Raw genomic sequence first — 21,618 nt, 5'->3', positions numbered from 1 at the left:
CGGAACCGAAACGAGAGGGCACCACTGATGACCATCGTCGTCACCACTCCGACCGGACACGTCGGCTCCCGCGTGCTCCGGCTGCTGCTCCAGGCCGGCGTCCGCCCGCGCGTGCTGGTCCGCGACCCGGCACGGCTGGACGCCGCGACCCGCGAACGCGTCGAGGTGCGGCGCGGCGACCTGACCGACGCGGCGTTCGTCCGCGAGGCGACCGCCGGCACGCGGACGGTCTTCTGGGTCGACCCGACCCCCCACACGGTCGAGGACCCCGTCGGGACCTCCCGGCGCACGGCCTCCGGCCTGGTCGAGGCCGCCCGGGCGGGCGACGTCGCCCGGGTCGTGCTGCTGAGCAGCGTCGGCGCCGAGAGACGCCGCGGCGCCGGCCACATCGACGCCCTGGCCTGGATCGAGGAGCGGCTCGACGCCACCGCCGCCGACACGCTCCACCTGCGGTGCGGCCACTTCTTCACCAACCTGCTGATGGACCTCGACGGCCTGGCCCGCGGCGAGCTGACCACCTCGGTCCCGCCCGACCGGCCCCTGCCGTGGGTCGATCCGCGCGACGTCGGCGAGGTCGTGGCCGCGCGGCTGCTGAACGACGGGTGGAAGGGCCATCTCGTCCAGGCCGTCCACGGTCCGGAGGACCTCACCTACGAACAGGTCGCGCGGATCCTCACCGAGGTGCTGGACCGTCCCGTCCGGCTCAGGGCCGTCGGCGACGACGACCTCCGCGCCGCGCTGCGCTCGGCGGGCCTGCCCCCCGGCGCCGTGGAGGGCATCGTGGGCATGACGGCCGGGACACGCGACCTGGTCCCCGAGCAGCCGCGCGACGTGGTGACGACGACCCCCACCACCCTCGCGGCCTGGGCCTACGACCGTCTGCGCCCGGCATTCCTCAGCGGCTGAGCGCGGCGTCGAGCTCGGCGAGGGAACGGCGCAGGAGCGAGCGTTCGAACTCCCGCGGGTCGTCCTCGCCGGGCCGGTACGTCGCCATGTACGCGTGAACGGCCGTGAACCAGGCTTCGAGGTCCTCCCGCCGCCGGGCGTCGACCCGGCCGTTGGCGACGGCGTGGTCGGCGAGCATGGCGAACTCCTGGCGCATGAGGTCGGGCTTGGGCCGCTGCGGGTTCACCCAGTCGTCGGTGACCACCGGGCGGAGGCGGGCGCCGCTGTCGTGCCAGTGCAGCAGGATGGCCAGGTCGCAGGTGAAGCCCTCGGGCAGCACGGTCGGCCACAGGTCCCGGAGCGCGGCCCGCTGGCCGGACCACGGGGTCGTCCCGAACGTCGGCAGCGCCTCCGGGAGCAGACGGCCCGCGAGCGGCGCGAAGAAGCCGTGCAGCCAGAGCTGGGGGTAGACCGGGCGCCAGTACAGGTCCGCGATCGTGGCCTCGGCGACGCCCCGCAGGATCGGGGCGACCAGGGAGACGGCGAGCGGCTCGTCCCCCAGGTACCGGAGGTCGCCGTCGATGAGGCAGACCACGTCCGCGGTGGACGCCTTTAGGCCCGCGAGAACGGCGTTGCCCTTGCCCTCGGCCGCCTCGGTCACCCGGGCCCCCGCGGCGGCGGCCCGTTCGGCCGTGGCGTCGGTGCACCCGCTGGCCGCGACGACGACCTCACCGTCCACCCCCAGCGTTTCCAGGGCCCTGAAGCCGTCCCGGACCACGCGGGCGACGCTCTCCTCCTCGTCGTGGGCGGGGATGACGATGGCGACGCCGCCCTCGACGTTCCGGAGCGAGCGGGGCGAGTCGACGTCGATGAGTCCGAGGGCCGGGTCGATCGTGGGCTGGGTCACTCGTCACTCCAGGCTTGAGAGGGCGTTCCGGAGAAACTGAACCATCCCCGGGCGCGGACGCCTCCCCTCAACGCCCGCGGCACCCGCCGTGCTCCGGCCGACACCCCGTGTGTGCGCCAGCTCACGTCCAAATTGACCCTTATGTCCGCTCGGTAACGGGTATCCCGCACAAGGTTACGAACGGGCGTGGCGGCCGGTTCGTCGCCGTCCCCGGACCCGGGGTCGGCATGATGTCGCGCCACCGGAGCACGAGGAACGGCCATGTCGACCATCAGCGGCGTCCAGACGCCCGCCGAACCCGAACACCCCGCCCTGCGGCCGGTGCCGCTGCGCGCCATCTGGAAGGACGTGCGGCGCGGTGGCCCGCTGGAGCTGCTGGACCGGCTGGCCCGCGAGGAACCCGGGCGGATCGCGCAGCTGCGGCTGGGACCGTTCCGCCCGCTGCTGGTGACCCATCCCGACCACCTGCGGCACGTCCTGCGCGACCGCGCCGACAACTACCCGCGCGGCGCGGCGATGTGGTCGGCGCTCGGCCGGCTGACCGGCGACGGCATCGGCGGCGAGGGCCCCCAGTGGCACGCCAGCCGCCAGATCCTGCAGAGCGCGTTCTCCGGCGCCCACCTGCGGCAGATGAGCGGCGCGATGCTGGACGGGATCACCGCCGGCACCGACGAGCTGGTCGAACGCGCGGCCGCCGGGCCCGTGGACGCCGGAACGGAGATGACGCGCCTGGTGCAGCGCGTCATCGACCCGGTGTTCTTCGGCGACCTGATCCCCGACGGGGAGGGCGACCGCCTGGGCGAGTCGATCGCCACCGCGATGGGGAGCCTGCTGTGGCGGATGGCGCTGCCGTTCGTACCGCACGCCGTCCCGCTCCCCGGCGACCTGGCGTTCTGGCGCGCCACCCGGACGGTGCGCCGGATCCTGCAACCGCTGCTGGCCGAGGCCCGGCGGCACCCCGTCCCCGAGCACAGCGTGATCACCAAGCTCATGCGGGGCACCGGCGCCGACGGGCGGCCGCTGACCGACCAGCAGATCGTCGACGACATCGTCGCGCTGTTCGTGGCGGGCAGCGAGTCCAGCGCGATCGCCCTGACCTGGGTCTGGGTGGCGCTCGCCGAGCACCCGGAGGTGCTGGGGCGGGTGCGGGAGGAGGTCGACCGGGTGATCGGCGACGGCGGCCTGCGGCGCGACCACGTGCGGGAGCTCACCTACACCAGGATGGTGCTGCGCGAGGTCCTGCGGATCTACTCGGTGGGCTGGGCGGTGCCCCGGATGGCCACCGACGACGACGTCCTCGGCGACGTCCCGGTGCGGGCCGGGACCACCCTGGTCATCTCGCCGTACCTGACCCACCGGCTGCCGGAGTTCTGGCCCGACCCCCTGCGGTTCGACCCGCTGCGGTTCACCCGCGAGCGGTCCCGCACCCGCGACCCGCTGGCCTACCTGCCCTTCGGCGACGGCGTCCACCAGTGCCTGGGCGAGGCGTTCTTCCTGGAGGAGGCCACGCTGGTCGTGGCCGAGCTGGTGCGCCGCTGCGACATCGCCGTGGCCGACCCCGTCCGGCCCAAGCTGTCGCTGACGGTGCAACCGCGCCAACCGGTCAGGCTGCGGGTGACACCGCGCGCTTGAGGGCCGTTCCCGAACGGCATACTTGCCGCCGACGGCCCTGATGGCCCGTGCCACCCGCCCCGCCGCCCGTCCAGGAGTCGCGCATGCGTGAAGCCACCGACCACCAGATCACGGCGACGGCCCTCGCATGCGCCCGCGACCTCCAGGACCGCATGCGCCGCTACCCGACGCTGTTCCCCGACCCGCCGCTGGGCCCGGACACCGCCACCCGTGTCGCCCAGGCGATCGCCTGGGGCGCCCCCTGGTGCACCCCCGCGCAACTGCGCGCGCCCGCCCGCACCGCGTTGTGGATCTTCGCGGTCGACTGGCTGATCGACCACCAGGCCACCGGTGCCGAGCAGGTCCGCGCCCTGGTCGACGGCTGCCTGCGCGTCGCCGACGGCCACCCTCCGCAGGGCGCGCTGGAAACGATGCTGGCCGAACTCCGCGCGGACCTGGCCGACCGCGACGCGATGCCGGTATGGCGCGAGGAACTGCGGCGCATGCTGACGGCGATGGAGCGGGAGTGGGCATGGGTCGCCGGCCACGCGCCCACCTGGCGGCAGTACCTCGACAACGCCGACAACTTCGGCTCGACCTGGGTCAACGTCACCCACTGGATCGTCACCGGCGACGACGCCACCCGCGAGCACCTGGACGTCCTGCGGCGGGCCAGCCGCCTGGTGCAACAGGCCCTGCGGCTCTACAACGACCTCGCCACCATCGGCCGCGACCGTTCCTGGGGCGACCTGAACGCGTTGATGCTGGGCCTGGACGAGACCGCCGCCCGCCGCCACATCGACGACCTCATCACCCGGCGCGACCGCTGCCTGGAGCCCCTGCGCACGGCCTGCCCCCGGCAGATCACCTATCTCCGGCGCCAGATCGAGTACAGCGCGGCCTTCTATGGCGACGGGCGGGACTACTGGGGAACCCTCGATGACGAAAGCGTTTCCGACCGCTGACGAGGATCATGGTGAGGCCCGCGTTGCTATGGTGATGCACGTGCATCCGGGTGCCCGGTGACACCATCGCGGCTGGTTCGGACCGCGACGGCCGAGATACCGGCGCCCTCTGTTTGCGCCTCCCCGCTCGTTGCGCCCTGCTAGGACTGGTAGATGCGTCTGCGCCCCCCTCCCGAGTCCCGCAAGATCCGGCTGCGGTCGAAGATCACGGCGGTCCTGCTCTCTCTCATCGCGCTCTGGGGGTTCTCCGCTTGGGTCACCGTGCGCGACGGCTGGAACCTGTTGCAGGCCGCCGAGCGGGACACCACCGTCGGCCGCCCGTCCAAGACCCTGACCAACGTGCTGCAGGACGAGCGCCGGCTGTCGCTGGCGTACCTGGGCGCCAGGGAACGCCGCGTTCCCCCGCCGAGCCTGGTCGAGCAGCGGGCCCGCACCGACCAGATGATCCGCCAGTGGCAGAGGCAGGCCCACCAGGCGCCCGGCGAGAAGATCCAGCGCGCGGTCAAGCTGACCGCGCAGCGGTTGCGCGCGTTGCAGGCGGCGCGCGCGGCGGTGGACGCCGACACCACCGACCACACCAGCGCCGTGCAGCCGTTCGACGCGGCCATCGACGCGACGTTCGTGATCCACGCGGCCAACGCCGAACTCGACGACCAGGGCATCGCCGCCGACGGCCGCGCGCTGATCGCGCTGACGCGGGCCCGCGAGCTGCTGGCCCGCGAGGACGCCATCATGGCCGCGCGGCTGGCCGGGGCCCGCGTCACCGAGCCCCGGCAGGCCCAGTTCGCGCTGGCGGTCGGCGCCGCGCGGATGGAGCTCCAGGACGCCCACACCCAGCTTGCGCCCGCCGACCAGCGCCGCCTGGACCAGGTGATGCAGAGCGGCGCCTTCACCCAGCTGCGGTCCCTGGAGGACCGCCTGCTCGGCCGCGTGCGCGGCAACCGTCCGCCCGTGACCGCCGCCCAGTGGCAGTCCGTCACCCGGCAGGTCCTGGCCGACCTGGACGCCACCATCGACGCCGGCGGTGACGCCGTGGTGGAGCGCGCCCAGCCCGTCGGCCTGTGGGTGCTGGCGCGCCTGGTGCTGGCCGCCGGACTGGGCCTGGTGGCGGTGGTGGCCTCCATCGCGCTGTCCATCACCACCTCGCGACTGCTGCTGCGCCAGCTCCACCGGCTCAAGGTCGCCGCCCAGGAGCTGGCCGAGGACAAGCTGCCCGCCGTCGTCGACCGGCTCGGCCAGGGCGAACGGCTCGACGCCGCCGCCGAGGTCCCGCCCCTGGAGTTCGGGGACGACGAGGTCGGGCAGGTGGGCCAGGCCATCAACCGCGTGCGGACGACCGCGATCGACGCCGCCGTCCAGCTGGCCGAGCAGCGGCTCGGCTTCCGCAACACCCTGCGCACCCAGGCGCTGCGCACCCAGGCGCTGACCCAGCGCCAGCTGCTCGCCCTCGACGAACTCGAACGCCGCCGCGACCTGGACCCCGCGGTCTTCGGCGGGATCGTCCGCGTCGACGAGCTCGCCACCCAGACCTTCCGCCACTGCGCGAACCTGCTGCTGCTGACCGGGGAGCCCGGCTACACCGGCGCCCGCAGGCCCATCGCCCTGCTCGACGCCGTCCGGCACGCCGTCAGCCAGGTGGAGGACTACCAGCGCGTCACGACCCAGCCGGTCGACGAGCGCTGGCTCAGCGGCCGCGCCCGGGACGTCATCTCCCTGCTGGCCGAGCTGATCGACAACGCCCTGCGCTTCTCCAGCGCCGACACCACGGTGGAGATCTCCTCCCAGCCGGTCCCCCGCGGGCTGGCCCTGACGATCGAGGACAAGGGCGTGGGCATGTCGCCCGAGCGGCTCCAGGAGGCCAACCATCTGATCGTCGACCCGCCCAGCTTCGACGTGTCCAGCACCACCCAGCTGGGACACCGGGTCGTCGGCCTGATCGCCCGCCGCCACGGCATCTCGGTGACCCTGAAGCCGTCCCCCTACGGGGGCGTGTCGGCGGTGGTCCTGCTGCCCCCCGACCTGTTCGAGGACCCGCCCGCGTCCCACGACACCCCCGCGACCGGCACCGCCCGCAGGACCCCGACCGGCACGGGCCCGAACGCCAAGCCCGCCCCCGTCCGCCTGTCGGTCATCACCGCCCCGCAGGAGTCCTCCACCGCCGTCGCCACGGCACCGCGCCCGCGACAGGAGCCCGACCGGATCGCCCCGGCCCCCAGCCCCGAGCCCCGGCAGACCACCGAACACGGCCTGCCGGTCCGCCAGCCCCAGCAGCACCTGGTCCCGGAACTCCGCACCGACGAGCCCACCGAGGCTCCGGAGCCCGTTCCCGACGACCAGGACACCCGCTCCCCAGAAGAGGTGCGCCGCATCATGAGCGCCTACCAGAGCGGCACCAAAAAGGGACGCAACGAAACCGCCCCCACCCCAGACGAGTAACAAAGCGGGGCCGCCACACCAGCGGCCCCGCCCACCTCCTCCAGGCGCAAACCAACCTCCCGGAAAGACGCCTCCGCCCCGCCGGCGTTCATCACGGCACCGGCCCATGCCCCGAGCGCCACGCCGCCCCACAGACACAAATCTCCTGGCATTCGTCGATTTCGTCGCGCGGGCAACCGTTCCGCGGGCCTCGCCGGTAGTACCGGCAGGAACGCGACGAAAGGCGAGGCCTATGCGAGATCGGGCGGAGTTCACCGCCTATGTCGAGGCGCGGTCGCCGAGAATGCTGCGCACCGCCTACCTGCTGTGCCGCGACTGGGCGCAGGCCGAGGACCTGGTGCAGACCGCGCTGGTCAGGGCGTGGCGGGCATGGCGGCGGATCGGCGACGACCCCGACCCGTACGTGTACCGGATCCTGGTCAACACCCACGCGTCGTGGTGGCGACGCCGGTGGCGGGGCGAGGTCCCGACGTCCGCGCCGCCCGAGGCCACCGCCGCCGGCGACGCCATGGGGGCGGCCGACAACCGGGCCCTGCTGTGGGAGGCCCTCGGGAGGCTGCCGCGCGGGCAGCGGGCGGTGCTGGTGCTGCGGTTCTTCGAGGACCTCAGCGAGCCCAGGGTCGCCGAGATCCTCGGCTGCTCGGTCGGCACCGTCAAGTCCCAGACCAGCAAGGCACTGGCCAAGATGCGCGTCGACCCGCAGATCGTCGCCGTCACCGCGGAATCGAGGAGGGTCTGAGATGCCCACGATCGAAGAAGAACTGCGACAGACGCTGACGGAGGCCAGCGCGAACGCCCCGACCGGAGGCGACCGGCTGGCCGAGGTACGGCAGCGGATCCGCCGAGGCAACCGGATGCGGTTGGCGGGCGGAGCGCTGGCGGGAGCCTCGGCACTGGCGCTCGCCGGACTCCTGGCGCCGAGCACGCTGACCGGACCGGACGCCGACCACCCCACGACGGTCAACGTCGCCGCGGTGACGTCGGCGTCCAGCGGCAGAGCACTGCCCGACACCTACCTGGGAATGCCACGCGTCACGGCCCAGCGTTTCTCCACTGGAGGCAAGAGGACACGGATCGACTTCGCCCCCACGGGACCCAACACCGCGATCACGATCCAGTGCCCCACCGGGACCATCGCCGTCGCCTGGCTCAACGGCCGGCTGCTGGCCTACGGGGACTGCCACCGACGGGGCGACACCTTCGGCTGGACGACGATCAGCGCCCCCGACGCGGGAGCCCTGCCCGCCGGAAAGACCGTGGCCCTGGAGATCGCCGTGCTGCCCGCGTCGACCCAGCGGACCGTGGCCATCGTCCCCGACGGCCTCCCCACCGAGAAACTCCGAAAGGAGGGCCACACCCGCAAGCAGACCATCACCCAATACCTGGCCACCAACCCGACGAGCCAGGTGACCTGGTCAACCGCCATCTACAGCGGAACCTGCAAGAGCACCGACTGCACTACGACCAAGCGCACCAAGTAACGCCTCTAACTCAACGGCGGCACCCCCGCCATCCAGGCGGCCGAGCGACCAGAACACAGCGTCGAGCCCCACCCCCGGCCCTACGCCGCCAAACGACGCACCCTCGCAACTCCCCACGGCCGAAACGACGACACATACTCGGCCCGTGTACCCACCCCAAGCCAATGATCACCAAACACAAATAAGGCAGCCCACCTGCACTGATGCAGGTGGGCTGCCTTGTCACGGGTGGAGCTGAGGGGATTTGAACCCCTGACCCCCTCGATGCGAACGAGGTGCGCTACCGGACTGCGCTACAGCCCCGCGGACGAGAAGTAGATTAGCACTGATCGCGCGGTGGGTGGGAATCAAAGCGTGCTGGTCACTCGCCGACGGCGCGGCGGTCGTCGGCGTACTGGTCGAAGACCTCCTCCTGTGCGGGCGCCGACAGTTCGATGATCTCGGCCTGGGGGGTGGCGGCCTCGGCGGCGCAGGCCGCTTCGCGGGCGCGGATGCGTTCGGCGGCCAGGCGGGCGCGTTCCTCGGCGGCGTGGGCGGCGTCCATCTTCACCGCGACGCGCAGCAGGGTCAGGTGGCCCGCCAGCAGGAGGACGGGGGGCGCGACGATCCACCAGGGGGCCACGCCGGCGGCCGGGACGGTGATCGCGGTCAGCAGGAGGAGGGACAGGCCCGCGGTGCGCCGGCGGCGGCGGGCGATGACGGCGGCGCGGCCACGGGCGTTGCGGCGGGGTGTGACCTCGGTCTCTTCCTCCGGTTCTTCCTCCTCGGGCGCCTCCTCCTCGGCATCCTTGTGGAGGATCTTGGAGATACCGGACTGCTCGGTGTCGCGGCGCAGCCACATGGGTACCAGGACGATGGCCCAGACAGCGACGATGGCGAGATAGAGAACGGCACTGCTCACCGGCCCACCGCCGGGGCCGAGGCGCGGCCGACTTTCGGCGCGCGCACGTGCATTGGGAGCAGGGTCACGCCCCGCACGGTACGAGCCGGTGTCAGAGGTTGACGAGTATAAAGGGCGGTGTGTCGCGAGATCGATGCCGTGGTTACTCTCCGTTTGCCGAGTCTTCTTGGTCGCAAGATTTTTTCGGCGGGGCGAGCAAACGTCACGAGGCCGAGGACGGCCGGGGAAACGCCTGGTCACGGCCCAGCCAGCGGGCGCGCAGGCCGCCGGGGACATCCTCCACGGTCAACGCATAGCAGATGTGGTCGCGCCATGCCCCGTCGATGTGGAGATGGCGGCGGCGAATTCCCTCTTCGCGGAATCCGAGTTTTTCGACCACGCGGCGGCTGGCGGCGTTCTCGGGGCGGATATTGGCCTCGACGCGGTGCAGCCCGACGGTGAAGAAACAGTGGTCCACCGCGAGGGCGACGGCGGTGGGGATCACCCCGCGGCCGGCGACGTGCCGGTCGACCCAGTAGCCGATCTGGGCGGAACGGGCCGAGCCCCACACGATCGCGCCGATGGTGAGCTGTCCCGCGAACGCCCCGTCGTAGGTCACCACCCACGGCAGGGCGAGTCCCTGGCGGGCCTCGCGGCGCATGGTGTGGACCATGGACAGGTAGGGGCCGAGGCCGCTGCGGAACAGGGGCGTCTCGGGGTTGGTGGGCTCCCAGGGGCGGAGCCAGTCGGCGTTGCGGACGCGTAGTTCCCGCCAGGTGGCGGCATCACGGTGCCGCAGGGGGCGCAGCCCCACCGGGCCTTCGGTCAGGGTGACCGGCCATCCCCGCATGCGTTCCACGGCTCCCATGATTCCCTGGTCCGGCCTTCGGACGCCATCAATTGTCGCCGACGAGTTCCGATCCACCCAGGTCCGGTGCCACAAAACGGGGCATTAGGCGGCGCCGAGCAGGCCCAGGAGGCGTTCCACTTCGGCCGCGACGGCCGTTCGCGCGGGCGCCAGGTATTTGCGGGGGTCGACGCGGGCGGGGTCGTCCCGCAGGGCGGCGCGGAGTTCGCCGGTGAAGACCTCGTTGAGCCGGGTGGCGATATTGATCTTGGTCATGCCGCGGGAGACCGCCGCCGTGAGCGTCGCGTCCGGAACGCCGGAGGACCCGTGTAGCACGAGCGGAACGGGGACCTCCGCCCGCAGCCTCCCGATCAGGTCGAGGTCCAGCACCGCGTCCCGGGTCAGCATCGCGTGGGAGCTGCCGACCGCCACCGCCAGCGCGTCCACGCCCGTCGCCGCGGCGTAGGCGGCGCCCTCGGCGGGGTCGGTGCGCGCGCCGGGCGCGTGGACGCCGTCCTTGCCGCCGACCTCGCCGAGCTCCGCCTCGACCCAGACGTCCCGGGCGTGGCACCAGGAGACGATCTCGGCGGTGGCCGTCACGTTCTCGGCGTACGGGAGCGTGGAGGCGTCGAACATCACCGAGCCGACGCCCAGCCCGACCGCCTCGCGCACCAGGTCGGCCGAGGTCGCGTGGTCCAGGTGCACCGCCACCGGGACCGACGCCCCGCGCGCCGCCGCCAGCGCCGCGCTGATCACCGGGGCCGCCGCGCCGTGGTAGCGCACGCAGTTCTCGCTGACCTGGAGGACGACGGGGGCTCCGGCGGCCTCGGCCCCGGCGACGATCGCGGTGGCGTGCTCCAGCAGGATGACGTTGAACGCGCCGACGCCGCGTCCGGCGGCCGCCGCCGGGCCGACGATCTCGCCGGTGGTCACGAGGGGCATGGGACTCCTTGGACGGTGATCTCGGGGAGGAGGCGCGCGTACAGGGCGGCGTCGAAGTCGCCCGCGACGGGGGCGCGCACGGCGGCGGCCGACAGCGCGACGGCGTGCCGCAGCAGGTCGGGCCAGGGTTCGCCCCAGCGGGAGGCGACGGCGGCGGCGACGGCGTCCCCGGCGCCGGTGGGGTTGCCGGTGACGGGTCCGGGCGGGGAGGCCCGCCAGGCGCCGTCCGGGGTGACCGCGAGCAGGCCGTCGGCGCCGAGGGAGACCAGGACCGATCCCGCTCCGGCGGCGCGCAGGGCCGCCGCGCCGTCGAGGGGGTCGGAACGTCCCGTCGCGCGCGCCAGTTCCTCGGCGTTCGGCTTGACCAGGGCGGGGCGGCCCGCGACGCCCCGCGCGAGCGTCTCCCCGTCGGCGTCCAGGATCACCGGGACGGACGCGATCTCGCCCAGGGTCGCGTACGCCGACTCCGGCGCCCCCGGCGGCAGGCTCCCCGACAGCACCACGACGTCGGCCTCCGGCAGCAGCCTCCGGTAGTGGGCGAGGAACGCCTCCCACTCCCTCGCGCCGATCCGCGGCCCCGGCTCGTTGAACACCGTCGCCTGGCCGGTGCCGGTCGCGACGGCCGTCAGCGTCCGCCGCGACGTGCCTTCGATCGCGAGGAAGTCGTGCCGCAGCCCGCAGCGGTCCAGGTCGGCGCGGACCAGCGCGCCGGTGTCGCCGCCGAGCAGCCCGGTGGCCAGGACGGGGGCGCCGAGCGCGGCGGCGACGCGGGCGACGTTGACGCCCTTGCCGCCCGCGCGCCGCCGGACGGCGGCGACCCGGTTGGAGCCGCCCCAGGCGATCGCGTCGACCTCGTAGGTGACGTCGAGGGCGGCGTTCGGGGTGACGGTGAGGATCACTGCCAGTGGCCGCCCTTCATCACCCGCCAGACGCTGAGGTCCTCGTCGAGGACGACCAGGTCGGCGGCCTTCCCCGGCTCCAGCGAGCCGATCTCGGCGTCCAGCCCGAGGGCGCGCGCCGGGGTGAGGGAGGCGGCCCGCGCGGCGACGGTGATCGGCAGGCCGACGTCGGTGACGGCGCGCCGGAACGCGTCCGCCATCGTGATCGTGCTGCCCGCGATCGAGCCGCCCTCGGCGAGGGTGGCGCGCCCGTCCGACACCCGCACCCGCATCACGCCGAGCATGTACTCGCCGTCGCCCATCCCGGTCGCCGCCATCGCATCGGTGATCAGCGCGACCCGGTCCGGGGCGGCGGCGAACACCAGCCGCGCGACGTCGGGGGCCACGTGGATGCCGTCGTTGACCAGTTCGACGGTGACGCGGGCGTCGTTCAGCGCGGCGGCGACCGGACCGCCCTCGCGGTGGTGCAGCGGCCGCATCGCGTTGAACAGGTGCGTCGCCACCCGGGCGCCCGCGTCGAACCCGGCGCGGGTCACGGCGGAGGTCGCGTCGGTGTGCCCGAGCGCGGCGAGCACGCCCTCGGCGGCGGCCTCGCGCACCAGGTCGAGCGCGCCGGGCAGCTCCGGCGCGAGCGTGATCATGCGGACGTGCCCGCGCCCCAGCTTGACCAGCTCGCGGAACTCGCCGGGGTCGGGGTCGCGCAGCAGCGCCGGGTCGTGCGCCCCGCACCGGGACGGCGCGATGTAGGGGCCCTCCAGGTGAACGCCCGCGATCAGCCCGTCCTGGGCGGCCTCGGCCAGCCCGGCGACCGCGCGCCGCAGCTCGGCGGCGTCGCCGGTGACGAGGCTGGCCATGGTCGTGGTGGTGCCGTGCGCCCGGTGGAACTCGGCGACGCGCCGCGCGTCCTCGGGCGTCCCGCTCTGGTAGGAGGCCCCGGCGGCCCCGTGGACGTGCATGTCGACGAAGCCGGGGACGACGTACCGCCCGCCGAGGTCCACCTCGCCGGGGGCCGGGCCGTCCGCCGGGTCGGAGTCGGCGACGATGCGGCCGTCCCGCACGTTCAGGGAGCCGGTGCGGACCTCGCCGGGCAGGACGAGGCGGGCGTTCGTGAGAAGCGTCATGCCCCATCTTCCAAAATCACCGAACGGGTCAGGTTGCGCGGGGTGTCCGGATCGGCTCCGGCGGCGCGGCTCAGGGAGACCGCCAGCCGCTGCACGCGGACCAGGTCGGCCAGCGGATCCAGCGCCGAGGTGATCATCGTGCCGCCGACGTCCGCGACCTGCGCGGCCAGGCCCGCCGGGGGTTCGCCGAACGACCACGCCACCCGCCCCGGGCCGGTGATCGCGATCGGTCCGTGCCGGTACTCCATCGCCGGGTAGGACTCGGTCCACGCCCCGGCGGCCTCGCGCATCTTCAGCGCCGCCTCGTGCGCGATCCCGACCGTCCAGCCCCGGCCCAGGAACGTGAACTGCGCGGCGGTCACGGCGGCCTCGGGCAGCGGGGCGGCCAGGGCGCGTTCGACGTCGGCGAGCGCGGCGGCGACGTCCTCGCCGAGGACGGCGCGCAGCAGGACGAGCTGGGTGGTCGCGAAGCGGGTCTGCACCACCGACCGCTCGTCGGCGTAGTCCAGCACCACGACCTCGTCGGCGGCGTCCACGACCGGCGTCGCCGGATCGGCGGTGATCGCGACGGTCGGGATCCGGCCGCGCACCCGGTCCAGCGCGGCCAGCACCTCGGTGGTCGTCCCGGAGCGGGTCAGCGCCAGCAGCCGGTCGTAGCGGCGCTCCAGGGGCGCCTCCGACGCCGCGAACGCGTCGGTCTCGCCGTGCCCGGCGGCCTCGCGCAGCGCCGCGTACGACTGGGCGGCGAACCACGAGGTGCCGCAGCCGACGACGGCGACGCGCTCCCCGGGCCGGGGCAGCGTCCCGGCGAGCGCGGGGGCCGCGTCGGCGGCGCGGGCCCAGCACGCGGGCTGGCTGGCGATCTCGGCCTCGGTGTGCCCGGCCGACGGGACGTCCGCCACGGTCGCCTCCTCCTGTGCGCAATGTTGATCGATTTATAACAACTCCGAGCAGAAAGGAGCAATACCGTGCAGCGCTAGAATCCGGGGCTACCGTCACGAACCCGCGCACTCCCGAGCGAAAGGGGGCCGGTGTGAACCGGCACGAACGCTGGAACTCCCTGCTCGGACTCCTCGCGGACGCTGGTCAGCTCACCGTCGAGGAGGCCGCGCGGCGCATGGACGTCTCGGCGGCCACGATCCGCCGCGACTTCGACCAGCTCGCGCAGCAGCAGATGCTCACCCGCACGCGCGGCGGGGCGGTCGCCCACAGCGTCAGCTACGACCTGCCCCTGCGGTACAAGAGCGCCCGCAACGCCTCCGAGAAGCAGCGCATCGCCGCCGCGACCGCCGAGCTGGCCCGGCCCGGCTCGATCGTCGGCCTGAACGGCGGCACGACCACCACCGAGGTCGCCCGGGTCCTGGCCACCCGCGCCGACCTGCACGCCACGGGCGAGTCCCCGGCGATCACGATCGTCACCAACGCCCTCAACATCGGCAACGAGCTGGCCGTCCGCCCGCATGTGAAGATCGTGCTGACCGGCGGGGTGCCGCGCCCGCAGTCCTACGAGCTGACCGGCCCGCTCGCCACCGGGATCTTCGACCAGGTGACGCTGGACGTGGCGATCCTCGGCGTCAACGGCGTCACCGTCGAGCACGGCGCCACCTGCCAGAACGAGAGCGAGGCCGACGTGAACCGACGGATGGCCGAACGCGCCGACCAGGTCGTGGTGGTCGCCGACGGGTCGAAGGTGGGGCGGCGCGCGTTCGCGAAGATCTGCGACACGGCGCGCATCGACGTGCTGGTCACCGACGGGACGGTGGCGCAGTCGGCGGTGGACGAGTTCACCGAGGCGGGCGTGCGGGTCGTCCGCGCCTGACCGGGGTCACCTCAGGTAGAAGATGCGGTCGGCGTTCTCCGCCAGCAGGCGCGCGTTCCACTCGGCGCCGCCGTCGAGGTTGGCGGACACGAAGACCGGCGGGGTGACGCCGCGCGCCACCAGCCGTTCGACGGTTGCGGCGACCAGCGCGTGCAGCAGCGCGGTGCCGGTCACGCCGGACGCCGGGCAGAACCGCTGCGGGACGCCCTCGGCCTCCAGCACGGCGTCGCCCTCGCCCACCTTGTTGTCCAGCACGAGGTGGGCGACGTCCGCCAGCTTCTTCCCGGAGGCGTGCCGGGAGGCGACCGCATCGCTGTACGCGCGGGAGGTGACGGCGATGACGGTGAGACCGCGTGCGCGGGCGGAGGCGGCCATCTCGACCGGCACGGGGTTACGCCCCGACACCGACACGACGATCAGCACGTCGCCGGGCTCGACGGGCGCGTTGTCCAGGATCGCGTCGGCGTAGCCCGGCAGCCTCTCGATGGCGCTGCCGAGGGTGACCGGCCGGGTGTCGAGGGCGGCGATGCCGGGCCCGTAGATCGGGTTGACCAGCATCAGCCCGCCCGCGCGGTAGACGAGGTCCTGCACCGGCAGCGAGGAGTGCGAGCAGCCGAACGCGAACAGCCGGCGCCCGCCCGCGAGCGCCTCGGCGATCACCTCGGCGGCCTCCCCGATCGCCGGGGCCTCCTCGTCGCGCAGCCGCTCCAGCAGGGCGATGGCGGCGTTCAGGTAGGCGTCGGCGAGTTCGCTCATGGGAGCTCCAAGAGGTCAGGGACCGGGCACCCGGGACACGTGCCCACCACTGATGAGCATCCGCCCGGACGGCCCCCTCCGGAAGCCCTCGCCCCACGCGGTCCGTCACCGGCTAGAACGGGCCGGTCTCCGTGTCGTCCGTGTCGGAACGGGGGTGGTCGCCGCCGCCGATCTGGTCCACGGCGTGGTGCAGGACCGGCCCGAGGACGCGCATGCCGTCGCGGACCCCGCCGGTCGAACCCGGCAGGTTCACGATCAGCGTGCCGCCCGCGACGCCCGCGACGCCGCGCGACAGGATCGACGTCGGCACCGCGTCGCGGTTCTCCTGGCGGACGGCCTCGGCGATGCCGGGGATCTCGCGTTCGACCACCCGGCGGGTCATCTCCGGGGTCTGGTCCAGCGGGGTCAGGCCGGTGCCGCCGGTGGTGACGACCACGTCGTAGCCGTCCTCGACCGCGTCGCGCAGCACGTCGGCGACGGCCTCGCCGTCGGGGATGACGACGGGGCCGTGGACCTGGCAGCCGAGCTCCTCCAGCAGCTCCACCAGCACCGGGCCGGACCTGTCGGAGTACACCCCGGCCGCCGCGCGGTTGGACACCGTGACCGCCATCGCCCGAATCATCTGACCTCCATGCCCCACTGCGCCGACCCCCGCGGACGGCGTGCCAGGTCACGCTATGCCAGACGGCACGGACGGCGGCACCGGATCGGCCGAAACGGAACCCCGCCGGGAACGGCGCGGGCCCCTACCAGAACGCGCCGTTCCGTCCCGGCAGCGTCTCGGGGTGCCCGGACCTCCGGCGTCCCCTGGCCAGCCGGTGCAGCGTCACCGCCAGCACCATCGCGGCGGGCAGCGCCGGCGGCAGGGCCGCCAGCGGCGCGATCGTCGCCGCCTCCAGCGCCCGGCCCGAGGCCAGGCCCGCCACCCCCAGGTTGTCGCCCTGCCTGCCCGCCGAGGTCACCACCGTGACGAACGCGGCGGCCACGGCCAGCGACGCCCCCGGCAGCGACAGACGCCTCCACCGCGCGAAGAACGCCAACGCGACCCCGACCGCGCCCACCACCGGCAGCGCCATCGCTCCGCCCCACCGCATGGCCTGCGGACGCATCGTCACCTGGACGACCGGCGGCGTCGTCCCCTTGCGCAGCCGCCACGCACGGGATCCCAGGTCCGGTGGGGCCGTGGGCCTCAGCGTGACCGGCACCGACGGCAACCACAGCCGCACCCCGGCGTCGGGAAAGCCCCGTTCCTCCAGCCGGCGCCACACGGCGGCGGTGTCGAGGCGCAGGGACACCCGTTCGCCCGGCCGGTACACGCCGTCCACGTCGACGCGGGCGAACGGCTCGCCCCGATCGGTCAGGGTCCGCGTCCGCGACGCGCGCGCCCCGGGGAACGTCTCCCGCGCCATCTCCTCCGCCAGCGCCCGGACCTCGGCGTCCGACCGCAGCGGCCCGGCCGCGTACAGGTCGAGCCGGCCGGTCCCGTCCGGCAGCACCGTCAGGTGCGCCCACGCGCCGGGCCCGCGCCGGCCGGTGCCGCCGCAGGCGGCGAGCCCGCCGAGCAGCAGCAGGACCAGGCCGAGCGCGGCCATCCGCCGTAGGGACATCCGGGCCTCCGATGCCGGTCGTCGGTCGGCCACAGCATCGGGGACCCGGATCGCGTGTCCGTCTCGTTCCGGTACCGGTCGGATCAGCCGCGCGGGAGGATCAGCCCGAGCGGCGCCACAGGCCGGTCTTGCCGCCGGTCTTCTCCTCCACCCGCACGTCCGTCAGCACGGCCGCCGGGTCGATCGCCTTGATCATGTCGATCAGGGACAGGCCCGCCACGGTCACCGAGGTCAGCGCCTCCATCTCCACGCCCGTGCGGTCCAGGGTGCGGACCCGCGCGGTGATCGCCACGCCGGTGTCCTCCACCGTCAGGTCCACGGTCACGCCGTGGATGGCGATCGGGTGGCACAGCGGGACCAGGTCCGGGGTGCGCTTGGCCCCCATGATCCCGGCGATGCGGGCGACCGACAGCGCGTCGCCCTTGGGGACCTCGCCGGACCGCAGCGCGTTCACCACCTCCGCCGACACGCGGACGAAGCCGGTGGCGGTGGCGGAACGGCTGGAGACGTTCTTGGCGGTGACGTCCACCATCCGGGCCGCCCCGGTCTCGTCCAGGTGGCTGAACCCGGTGAACTCCGAACCCATGGCGCTCATGACGGCATCCTCATGACCTCGACGTGGGAGCCGGCGGGCAGGGCCTCGGCGTCCTCGGCCAGCGCGATCAGCGCGTCGGCCGACGACAGCGAGCCGAGCTGGTGGGAGCCCTGCCCCTCGGCGGGGGTGACGGTGTAGCGGCCGCGCTCGAACGTCAGCCGCCCGCGCAGGAAGTGCCGCAGCCCGGCCGGGGACCGCACGTCCTCGGTGAGCATGGCGCTGACGGTAGGCAGCGGCTCGGGCGGCAGGCCCTGCATGGCGCGCAGCGCGGGCCGCACGAAGACCTGGAACGACACGTAGGCGCTGACCGGGTTGCCGGGCAGGGTGAACACCGGGACGCCCTCCAGCAGCCCGAACCCCTGCGGCTTGCCCGGCCGCATCGCCACCTTGTGGAACGCGACCGTGCCCGTCGCGGACAGGACCTCCTTGACCACGTCGCGCGCGCCCATCGACACCCCGCCGGAGGTGACGATCGCGTCGGCGCGCATGAGCTGGTCCCGCAGGGTCTCCAGCACCTTGCCGGGGTCGTCGTCGACCTTCGCCTGCCGGTAGCCGACGCCGCCCGCCTCGGCGACGGCGGCGGTCAGCATGAAGCTGTTGGAGTCCCAGATCTGGCCGGGCGACAGCGGCGTTCCCGGCTCGCGCAGCTCGTCGCCGGTGGACAGCACCACCACGCGGGGCTTGGGACGCACCACGACGCGGGCCCGGCCCACGGCCGCGAGCATCCCGAGCCGCGGCGCGTTCAGGCGCGTTCCCGGCTCGGCCACGACCTGCCCGGACAGCACGTCCTCGCCCGCCCGGCGGATGTAGTTGCCGGGCGGGGCGGGCCGGATGATCCGGACGGTGGCGGTGCCGCCGTCGGTCCACTCGACCGGGATGACCGCGTCGGCCCCGGCGGGCACCGGCGCGCCCGTCATGATCCGCGCGGTGAGGCCGGGACGGATCGCCGACACGCCGGAGTCGCCGGCCGCGATGTCGCCGATGACCGGCAGCTCGACGGGCGAGGACTCCGAGGCCCCCGCGACGTCGGCGGCGACCACCGCGTACCCGTCCATGGCGGAGTTGTCGAACGGCGGCAGCGGCACGGGGGCCGCGACCGGTTCGGCCAGGACGGCGCCCTGGGCCTCCAGCAGCGCCAGGTCCAGCGGCGGCAGCACCGGAACGCTGTCCAGGATGTCCGCCAGATGCTCATCGACCGTTCTCATGCCCACGGTCCCCCAGTGTGACGTGCCGTCACTTGCCCTCGGCGGTGCCCACGCCGTCGTGGTCGGCGACGAACTCGCGCAGCCACTCCATGAACTCGGCCGACAGGTCCTCGCGCTCGGAGGCGAACTGCACGACGGTGCGCAGGTACTCCAGCTTGTTGCCGGTGTCGTAGCGGCGGCCCCGGAACTTCACGCCCCACACGCCGCCGCCCTGGTCGGCGGGCGTGTCGGCGAGGGTGCGCAGCGCGTCGGTGAGCTGGATCTCGCCGCCGCGGCCGGGCGGGGTCTTCTCCAGCACGTCGAACACGGCCGCGTCGCACACGTACCGGCCGATGATGATCCAGTTGGACGGGGCCTCGTCGGCGGCGGGCTTCTCCACCAGGTCGGTGATCTTGACGACGTCGTCGTCGTCGGTGGCCTCGATCGCGGCGCAGCCGTAGGCCGAGACCTGGTCCGGCGCGACCTCCATCAGCGCCACGACGCTGCCGCCGCGCTGCTCCCGCACCTCGATCATGCGCTTGAGCAGGTCGTCACGGGCGTCGATCATGTCGTCGCCGAGCAGCACCGCGAACGGCTCGCGGCCCACGTGCTGGCGGGCGCAGTACACCGCGTGGCCGAGGCCCTTGGGCTCGCCCTGCCGCACGTAGTGCATGATCGCCAGGTCGGCCGACTCGCGGACGGCGGCCAGGCGCTCGGTGTCGCCCTTAGCGTCCAGGGCCTCCTCGAGCTCGTAGGCCCGGTCGAAGTGGTCCTCGATGGAGCGCTTGTTCCGACCGGTGATCATGAGGACGTCGGACAGTCCCGCGTCCACGGCCTCCTCGACGACGTACTGGATCGCGGGCTTGTCCACGATCGGGAGCATTTCCTTGGGCGTCGCCTTGGTGGCGGGCAAGAATCGGGTGCCAAGCCCGGCCGCCGGGACGACCGCCTTGGTTACACGTGCATAGTCGGCCATACACAGACCCTAATCACCGACAAGGACCAACGCGTGCAGGACATCGCCTCCAAAGCCTCCCTCCGCACCGAACTGCTGGCCCGACGTGCGGCGTTGTCCCCCGACGCCCGTGCCACGGCGGGCCGGGCGATGCGGGACGCGCTGCTGTCGGCCCCCGAGGTCGAGATGGCCGGGACCGTCGCGGCATACGTGTCGATCGGCAACGAACCGGACACGCGCGGGCTGCTGTACGCGCTGTGGAAGCGCGGGACGTACGTGATCCTGCCCCGGCTGCTGCCGGACGGCGACCTGGACTGGGCGTCCTACGAGGGGCCGGACTCGCTGGAGCCCGGACGGCTCGGGCTGCTGGAGCCGACCGAGCCGCCGCGCGGCCCGGAGGCGGTCGGGCGCGCCGACGTCGTGCTGGTCCCGGCGGTGGCCGTGGACCGGGGAGGGATGCGGCTGGGCCGGGGCGGCGGGTCCTACGACCGGGCGCTGGCCCGGGTCGGCCCGGCGATCCTGACCGTGGCGCTGGTCTACGACGGCGAACTGCTGGACGAGGTGCCCGCCGAGCCGCACGACCAGCGCGTCCGCGCCGCCGTGACACCGGGCGGCGGGTTGATACGGTTCTCCTGATTTCTCCCAGTTCTGCCCCCCGCCGCCGGACTCTCTCTCGCGGAGGTTATGTGAGTGCTCTCGCCCGGCGCGCGGCTGCCCTGATCGGGGTGACCGCCCTGACGCTGTCCATGGCGGCGTGCGGCGACGACGGAGACGGCAAAGGCGGCGAAGGCGGCGGCAAGGGGAAGGGGGCCCGGCCGCCCGCCCCGGTGAACGGCGCTCCGACCAGCGGGCTGCTGTTCGCGTTGTCGCAGGTGAAGGCCGACGACCGCACCCGGCGGAGCTTCACCTACAGCCACCAGGAACGCCTGCGGGCGCTCGCGGGCGGCCCGCTGGAGAAGTCCCGGCTGTCGGCGCTGCCGATCGGGCTGGGCGACCTCGGCCGCTACCCGGCGGCGACGATCGCCGGGCCGACCGGCATCGACCCCGCGAAGGCCGGGCACGCCTGGCAGGCGGGGGTGCCGCCGACCGTCGCCGGGCACCTCACCGGGCCGTTCGACGCGGACGCGATCGGCGGCAGGCTCGGCGGCCTCGGCCACAAGCGGACCGGCGACACCTGGGTCCGCCGTCCCGACGGGTCGTTCGACATCGAGGACCCGCTGACCAAGCAGGGGATCCTCCCCACGCACCCGCTCAACGCGATCCGCGTCGACTCCGGCCGCGGCCTCACCTACGCCCGCCTCCCCGCCACCCTGGACCTGGTCACGAAGGACGCGGGCGGGCGGGCGCTGGACGCCGACCCGGCGTTCGCCGCGGTCGCGCGCTGCCTCGGCACCCCGCTGGCCGCGCAGCTCTCCCAGCGGCAGGGATCCGCCGAACTCGTCGGCACGGCGGTCGGCGGCGTCTCACAGAACGACCTGGAAGAGGTCATGTGCGTCCGGGTCGCCGGGGACGCGAACACCGCCGCGACCAAGCTGAGGACCGAACTGGGGTCCGGGCGTTCGGCGACCGGGCGGCCCTGGTCGCAGATCATGCCGGGCGCGAAGGCCGAGACCGCCGGGGACGGGGTCGTCCGGCTGGCGTTCCGGCTCGGCGCCGACCAGCGGCCCGGCATCCTGTTCGCCGGTTTCGTGCGCAGTGACCTGCCGCGCTGGGCCTGACCCCCATCCC

General features: G+C 73.8%; 22 protein-coding genes and 1 tRNA gene. 9 read left to right on the top strand and 14 right to left on the bottom strand.

Annotation, left to right across the window (positions count from 1 at the left end):
• Window positions 1-27: 27 nt before the first annotated feature.
• Window positions 28-906, top strand: coding sequence for an NmrA family NAD(P)-binding protein (locus AKI01S_RS18445; RefSeq protein WP_067818940.1), 879 nt, complete (start codon window positions 28-30; stop codon window positions 904-906).
• On the opposite strand, the gene AKI01S_RS18440 is transcribed toward AKI01S_RS18445, so the two are convergent.
• A complete protein-coding gene (locus tag AKI01S_RS18440; protein ID WP_067818937.1) occupies window positions 896-1,792 on the bottom strand; it encodes a glycosyltransferase family 2 protein in 897 nt (298 codons plus the stop codon). The two genes, AKI01S_RS18445 and AKI01S_RS18440, sit on opposite strands and share 11 nt — an antisense overlap.
• Before the next feature lie 261 nt (window positions 1,793-2,053).
• Between AKI01S_RS18440 and AKI01S_RS18435 the strand changes: the two genes are divergently transcribed.
• The 5 genes from AKI01S_RS18435 (at window position 2,054) to AKI01S_RS18415 (ending at window position 8,285) form a co-directional block, all read left to right on the top strand.
• Window positions 2,054-3,424: a cytochrome P450 gene (locus tag AKI01S_RS18435; protein WP_067818934.1), complete on the top strand. Its 1,371-nt coding sequence runs from the start codon at window positions 2,054-2,056 to the stop codon at window positions 3,422-3,424.
• 83 nt (window positions 3,425-3,507) lie between these two features.
• Entirely contained in the window at window positions 3,508-4,368 is an 861-nt protein-coding gene (locus AKI01S_RS18430) for a terpene synthase family protein (RefSeq protein WP_067818932.1), read from the top strand.
• Window positions 4,369-4,521: 153 nt separating this feature from the next.
• On the top strand, window positions 4,522-6,804 hold the full coding sequence (locus AKI01S_RS18425; protein ID WP_067818929.1) for a nitrate- and nitrite sensing domain-containing protein: 2,283 nt from the start codon (window positions 4,522-4,524) through the stop codon (window positions 6,802-6,804).
• 232 nt (window positions 6,805-7,036) lie between these two features.
• Window positions 7,037-7,543 carry a SigE family RNA polymerase sigma factor gene (locus tag AKI01S_RS18420; RefSeq protein ID WP_067818926.1) on the top strand — a complete coding sequence of 169 codons (507 nt, stop codon included), beginning with the start codon at window positions 7,037-7,039 and terminating at the stop codon, window positions 7,541-7,543.
• Window position 7,544: 1 nt separating this feature from the next.
• Entirely contained in the window at window positions 7,545-8,285 is a 741-nt protein-coding gene (locus tag AKI01S_RS18415; RefSeq protein ID WP_067818923.1) for a hypothetical protein, read from the top strand.
• A 229-nt stretch (window positions 8,286-8,514) separates the two neighbouring features.
• On the opposite strand, the gene AKI01S_RS18410 is transcribed toward AKI01S_RS18415, so the two are convergent.
• The 7 genes from AKI01S_RS18410 to AKI01S_RS18380 all read right to left on the bottom strand — a co-directional run bounded on the left by AKI01S_RS18410 (window position 8,515) and on the right by AKI01S_RS18380 (window position 13,876).
• A tRNA-Ala gene (locus AKI01S_RS18410) sits at window positions 8,515-8,588 on the bottom strand.
• Window positions 8,589-8,646: 58 nt separating this feature from the next.
• Window positions 8,647-9,186, bottom strand: coding sequence for a divisome protein SepX/GlpR (sepX, locus tag AKI01S_RS18405; protein ID WP_067818919.1), 540 nt, complete (start codon window positions 9,184-9,186; stop codon window positions 8,647-8,649).
• A gap of 202 nt (window positions 9,187-9,388) precedes the next feature.
• Complete coding sequence (locus AKI01S_RS18400; RefSeq protein ID WP_067818974.1) at window positions 9,389-10,015, bottom strand: GNAT family N-acetyltransferase; 627 nt, start codon at window positions 10,013-10,015, stop codon at window positions 9,389-9,391.
• A gap of 102 nt (window positions 10,016-10,117) precedes the next feature.
• Window positions 10,118-10,954, bottom strand: a complete 837-nt coding sequence (locus AKI01S_RS18395) for a class II fructose-bisphosphate aldolase (RefSeq protein ID WP_067818916.1) — start codon at window positions 10,952-10,954, stop codon at window positions 10,118-10,120.
• Entirely contained in the window at window positions 10,942-11,853 is a 912-nt protein-coding gene (locus AKI01S_RS18390; protein ID WP_067818913.1) for a 1-phosphofructokinase family hexose kinase, read from the bottom strand. Before AKI01S_RS18390 ends, AKI01S_RS18395 begins: the two co-directional genes overlap by 13 nt.
• The gene (gene nagA, locus AKI01S_RS18385; protein WP_067818910.1) at window positions 11,850-12,974 is read right to left on the bottom strand and encodes an N-acetylglucosamine-6-phosphate deacetylase; all 1,125 of its coding nucleotides are present in this window, start codon (window positions 12,972-12,974) and stop codon (window positions 11,850-11,852) included. Before nagA ends, AKI01S_RS18390 begins: the two co-directional genes overlap by 4 nt.
• The gene (locus tag AKI01S_RS18380; protein WP_067818907.1) at window positions 12,971-13,876 is read right to left on the bottom strand and encodes an SIS domain-containing protein; all 906 of its coding nucleotides are present in this window, start codon (window positions 13,874-13,876) and stop codon (window positions 12,971-12,973) included. The genes nagA and AKI01S_RS18380 overlap by 4 nt, the downstream gene beginning before the upstream one ends.
• Before the next feature lie 131 nt (window positions 13,877-14,007).
• Between AKI01S_RS18380 and AKI01S_RS18375 the strand changes: the two genes are divergently transcribed.
• Complete coding sequence (locus AKI01S_RS18375) at window positions 14,008-14,793, top strand: DeoR/GlpR family DNA-binding transcription regulator (protein ID WP_067818904.1); 786 nt, start codon at window positions 14,008-14,010, stop codon at window positions 14,791-14,793.
• A gap of 6 nt (window positions 14,794-14,799) precedes the next feature.
• Here AKI01S_RS18375 and AKI01S_RS18370 read toward each other — a convergent pair whose 3' ends face one another.
• The 6 genes from AKI01S_RS18370 to galU all read right to left on the bottom strand — a co-directional run bounded on the left by AKI01S_RS18370 (window position 14,800) and on the right by galU (window position 19,911).
• The gene (locus tag AKI01S_RS18370; protein ID WP_067818902.1) at window positions 14,800-15,549 is read right to left on the bottom strand and encodes a sugar isomerase domain-containing protein; all 750 of its coding nucleotides are present in this window, start codon (window positions 15,547-15,549) and stop codon (window positions 14,800-14,802) included.
• Window positions 15,550-15,661: 112 nt separating this feature from the next.
• Complete coding sequence (locus tag AKI01S_RS18365) at window positions 15,662-16,159, bottom strand: MogA/MoaB family molybdenum cofactor biosynthesis protein (RefSeq protein ID WP_245681680.1); 498 nt, start codon at window positions 16,157-16,159, stop codon at window positions 15,662-15,664.
• 136 nt (window positions 16,160-16,295) lie between these two features.
• Window positions 16,296-17,156: a hypothetical protein gene (locus tag AKI01S_RS18360; protein ID WP_157419923.1), complete on the bottom strand. Its 861-nt coding sequence runs from the start codon at window positions 17,154-17,156 to the stop codon at window positions 16,296-16,298.
• Between the two features lie 100 nt (window positions 17,157-17,256).
• Window positions 17,257-17,742, bottom strand: coding sequence for a cyclic pyranopterin monophosphate synthase MoaC (gene moaC / locus AKI01S_RS18355; protein WP_157419926.1), 486 nt, complete (start codon window positions 17,740-17,742; stop codon window positions 17,257-17,259).
• Between the two features lie 5 nt (window positions 17,743-17,747).
• Window positions 17,748-18,956 carry a molybdotransferase-like divisome protein Glp gene (gene glp, locus AKI01S_RS18350; RefSeq protein ID WP_067818890.1) on the bottom strand — a complete coding sequence of 403 codons (1,209 nt, stop codon included), beginning with the start codon at window positions 18,954-18,956 and terminating at the stop codon, window positions 17,748-17,750.
• Between the two features lie 28 nt (window positions 18,957-18,984).
• Window positions 18,985-19,911, bottom strand: a complete 927-nt coding sequence (gene galU / locus AKI01S_RS18345) for a UTP--glucose-1-phosphate uridylyltransferase GalU (RefSeq protein ID WP_067818887.1) — start codon at window positions 19,909-19,911, stop codon at window positions 18,985-18,987.
• Window positions 19,912-19,944: 33 nt separating this feature from the next.
• Between galU and AKI01S_RS18340 the strand changes: the two genes are divergently transcribed.
• Together AKI01S_RS18340 and AKI01S_RS18335 are read left to right on the top strand one after the other, a co-directional pair.
• The gene (locus tag AKI01S_RS18340) at window positions 19,945-20,526 is read left to right on the top strand and encodes a 5-formyltetrahydrofolate cyclo-ligase (RefSeq protein ID WP_067818885.1); all 582 of its coding nucleotides are present in this window, start codon (window positions 19,945-19,947) and stop codon (window positions 20,524-20,526) included.
• Between the two features lie 89 nt (window positions 20,527-20,615).
• Window positions 20,616-21,608, top strand: a complete 993-nt coding sequence (locus AKI01S_RS18335) for a hypothetical protein (RefSeq protein WP_067818882.1) — start codon at window positions 20,616-20,618, stop codon at window positions 21,606-21,608.
• Window positions 21,609-21,618: the final 10 nt, after the last annotated feature.

The organism is Actinomadura kijaniata NBRC 14229 (genome assembly GCF_001552175.1).
Lineage (GTDB): Bacteria > Actinomycetota > Actinomycetes > Streptosporangiales > Streptosporangiaceae > Spirillospora > Spirillospora kijaniata.
This window is presented reverse-complemented; position numbering and strand designations above follow the sequence as displayed.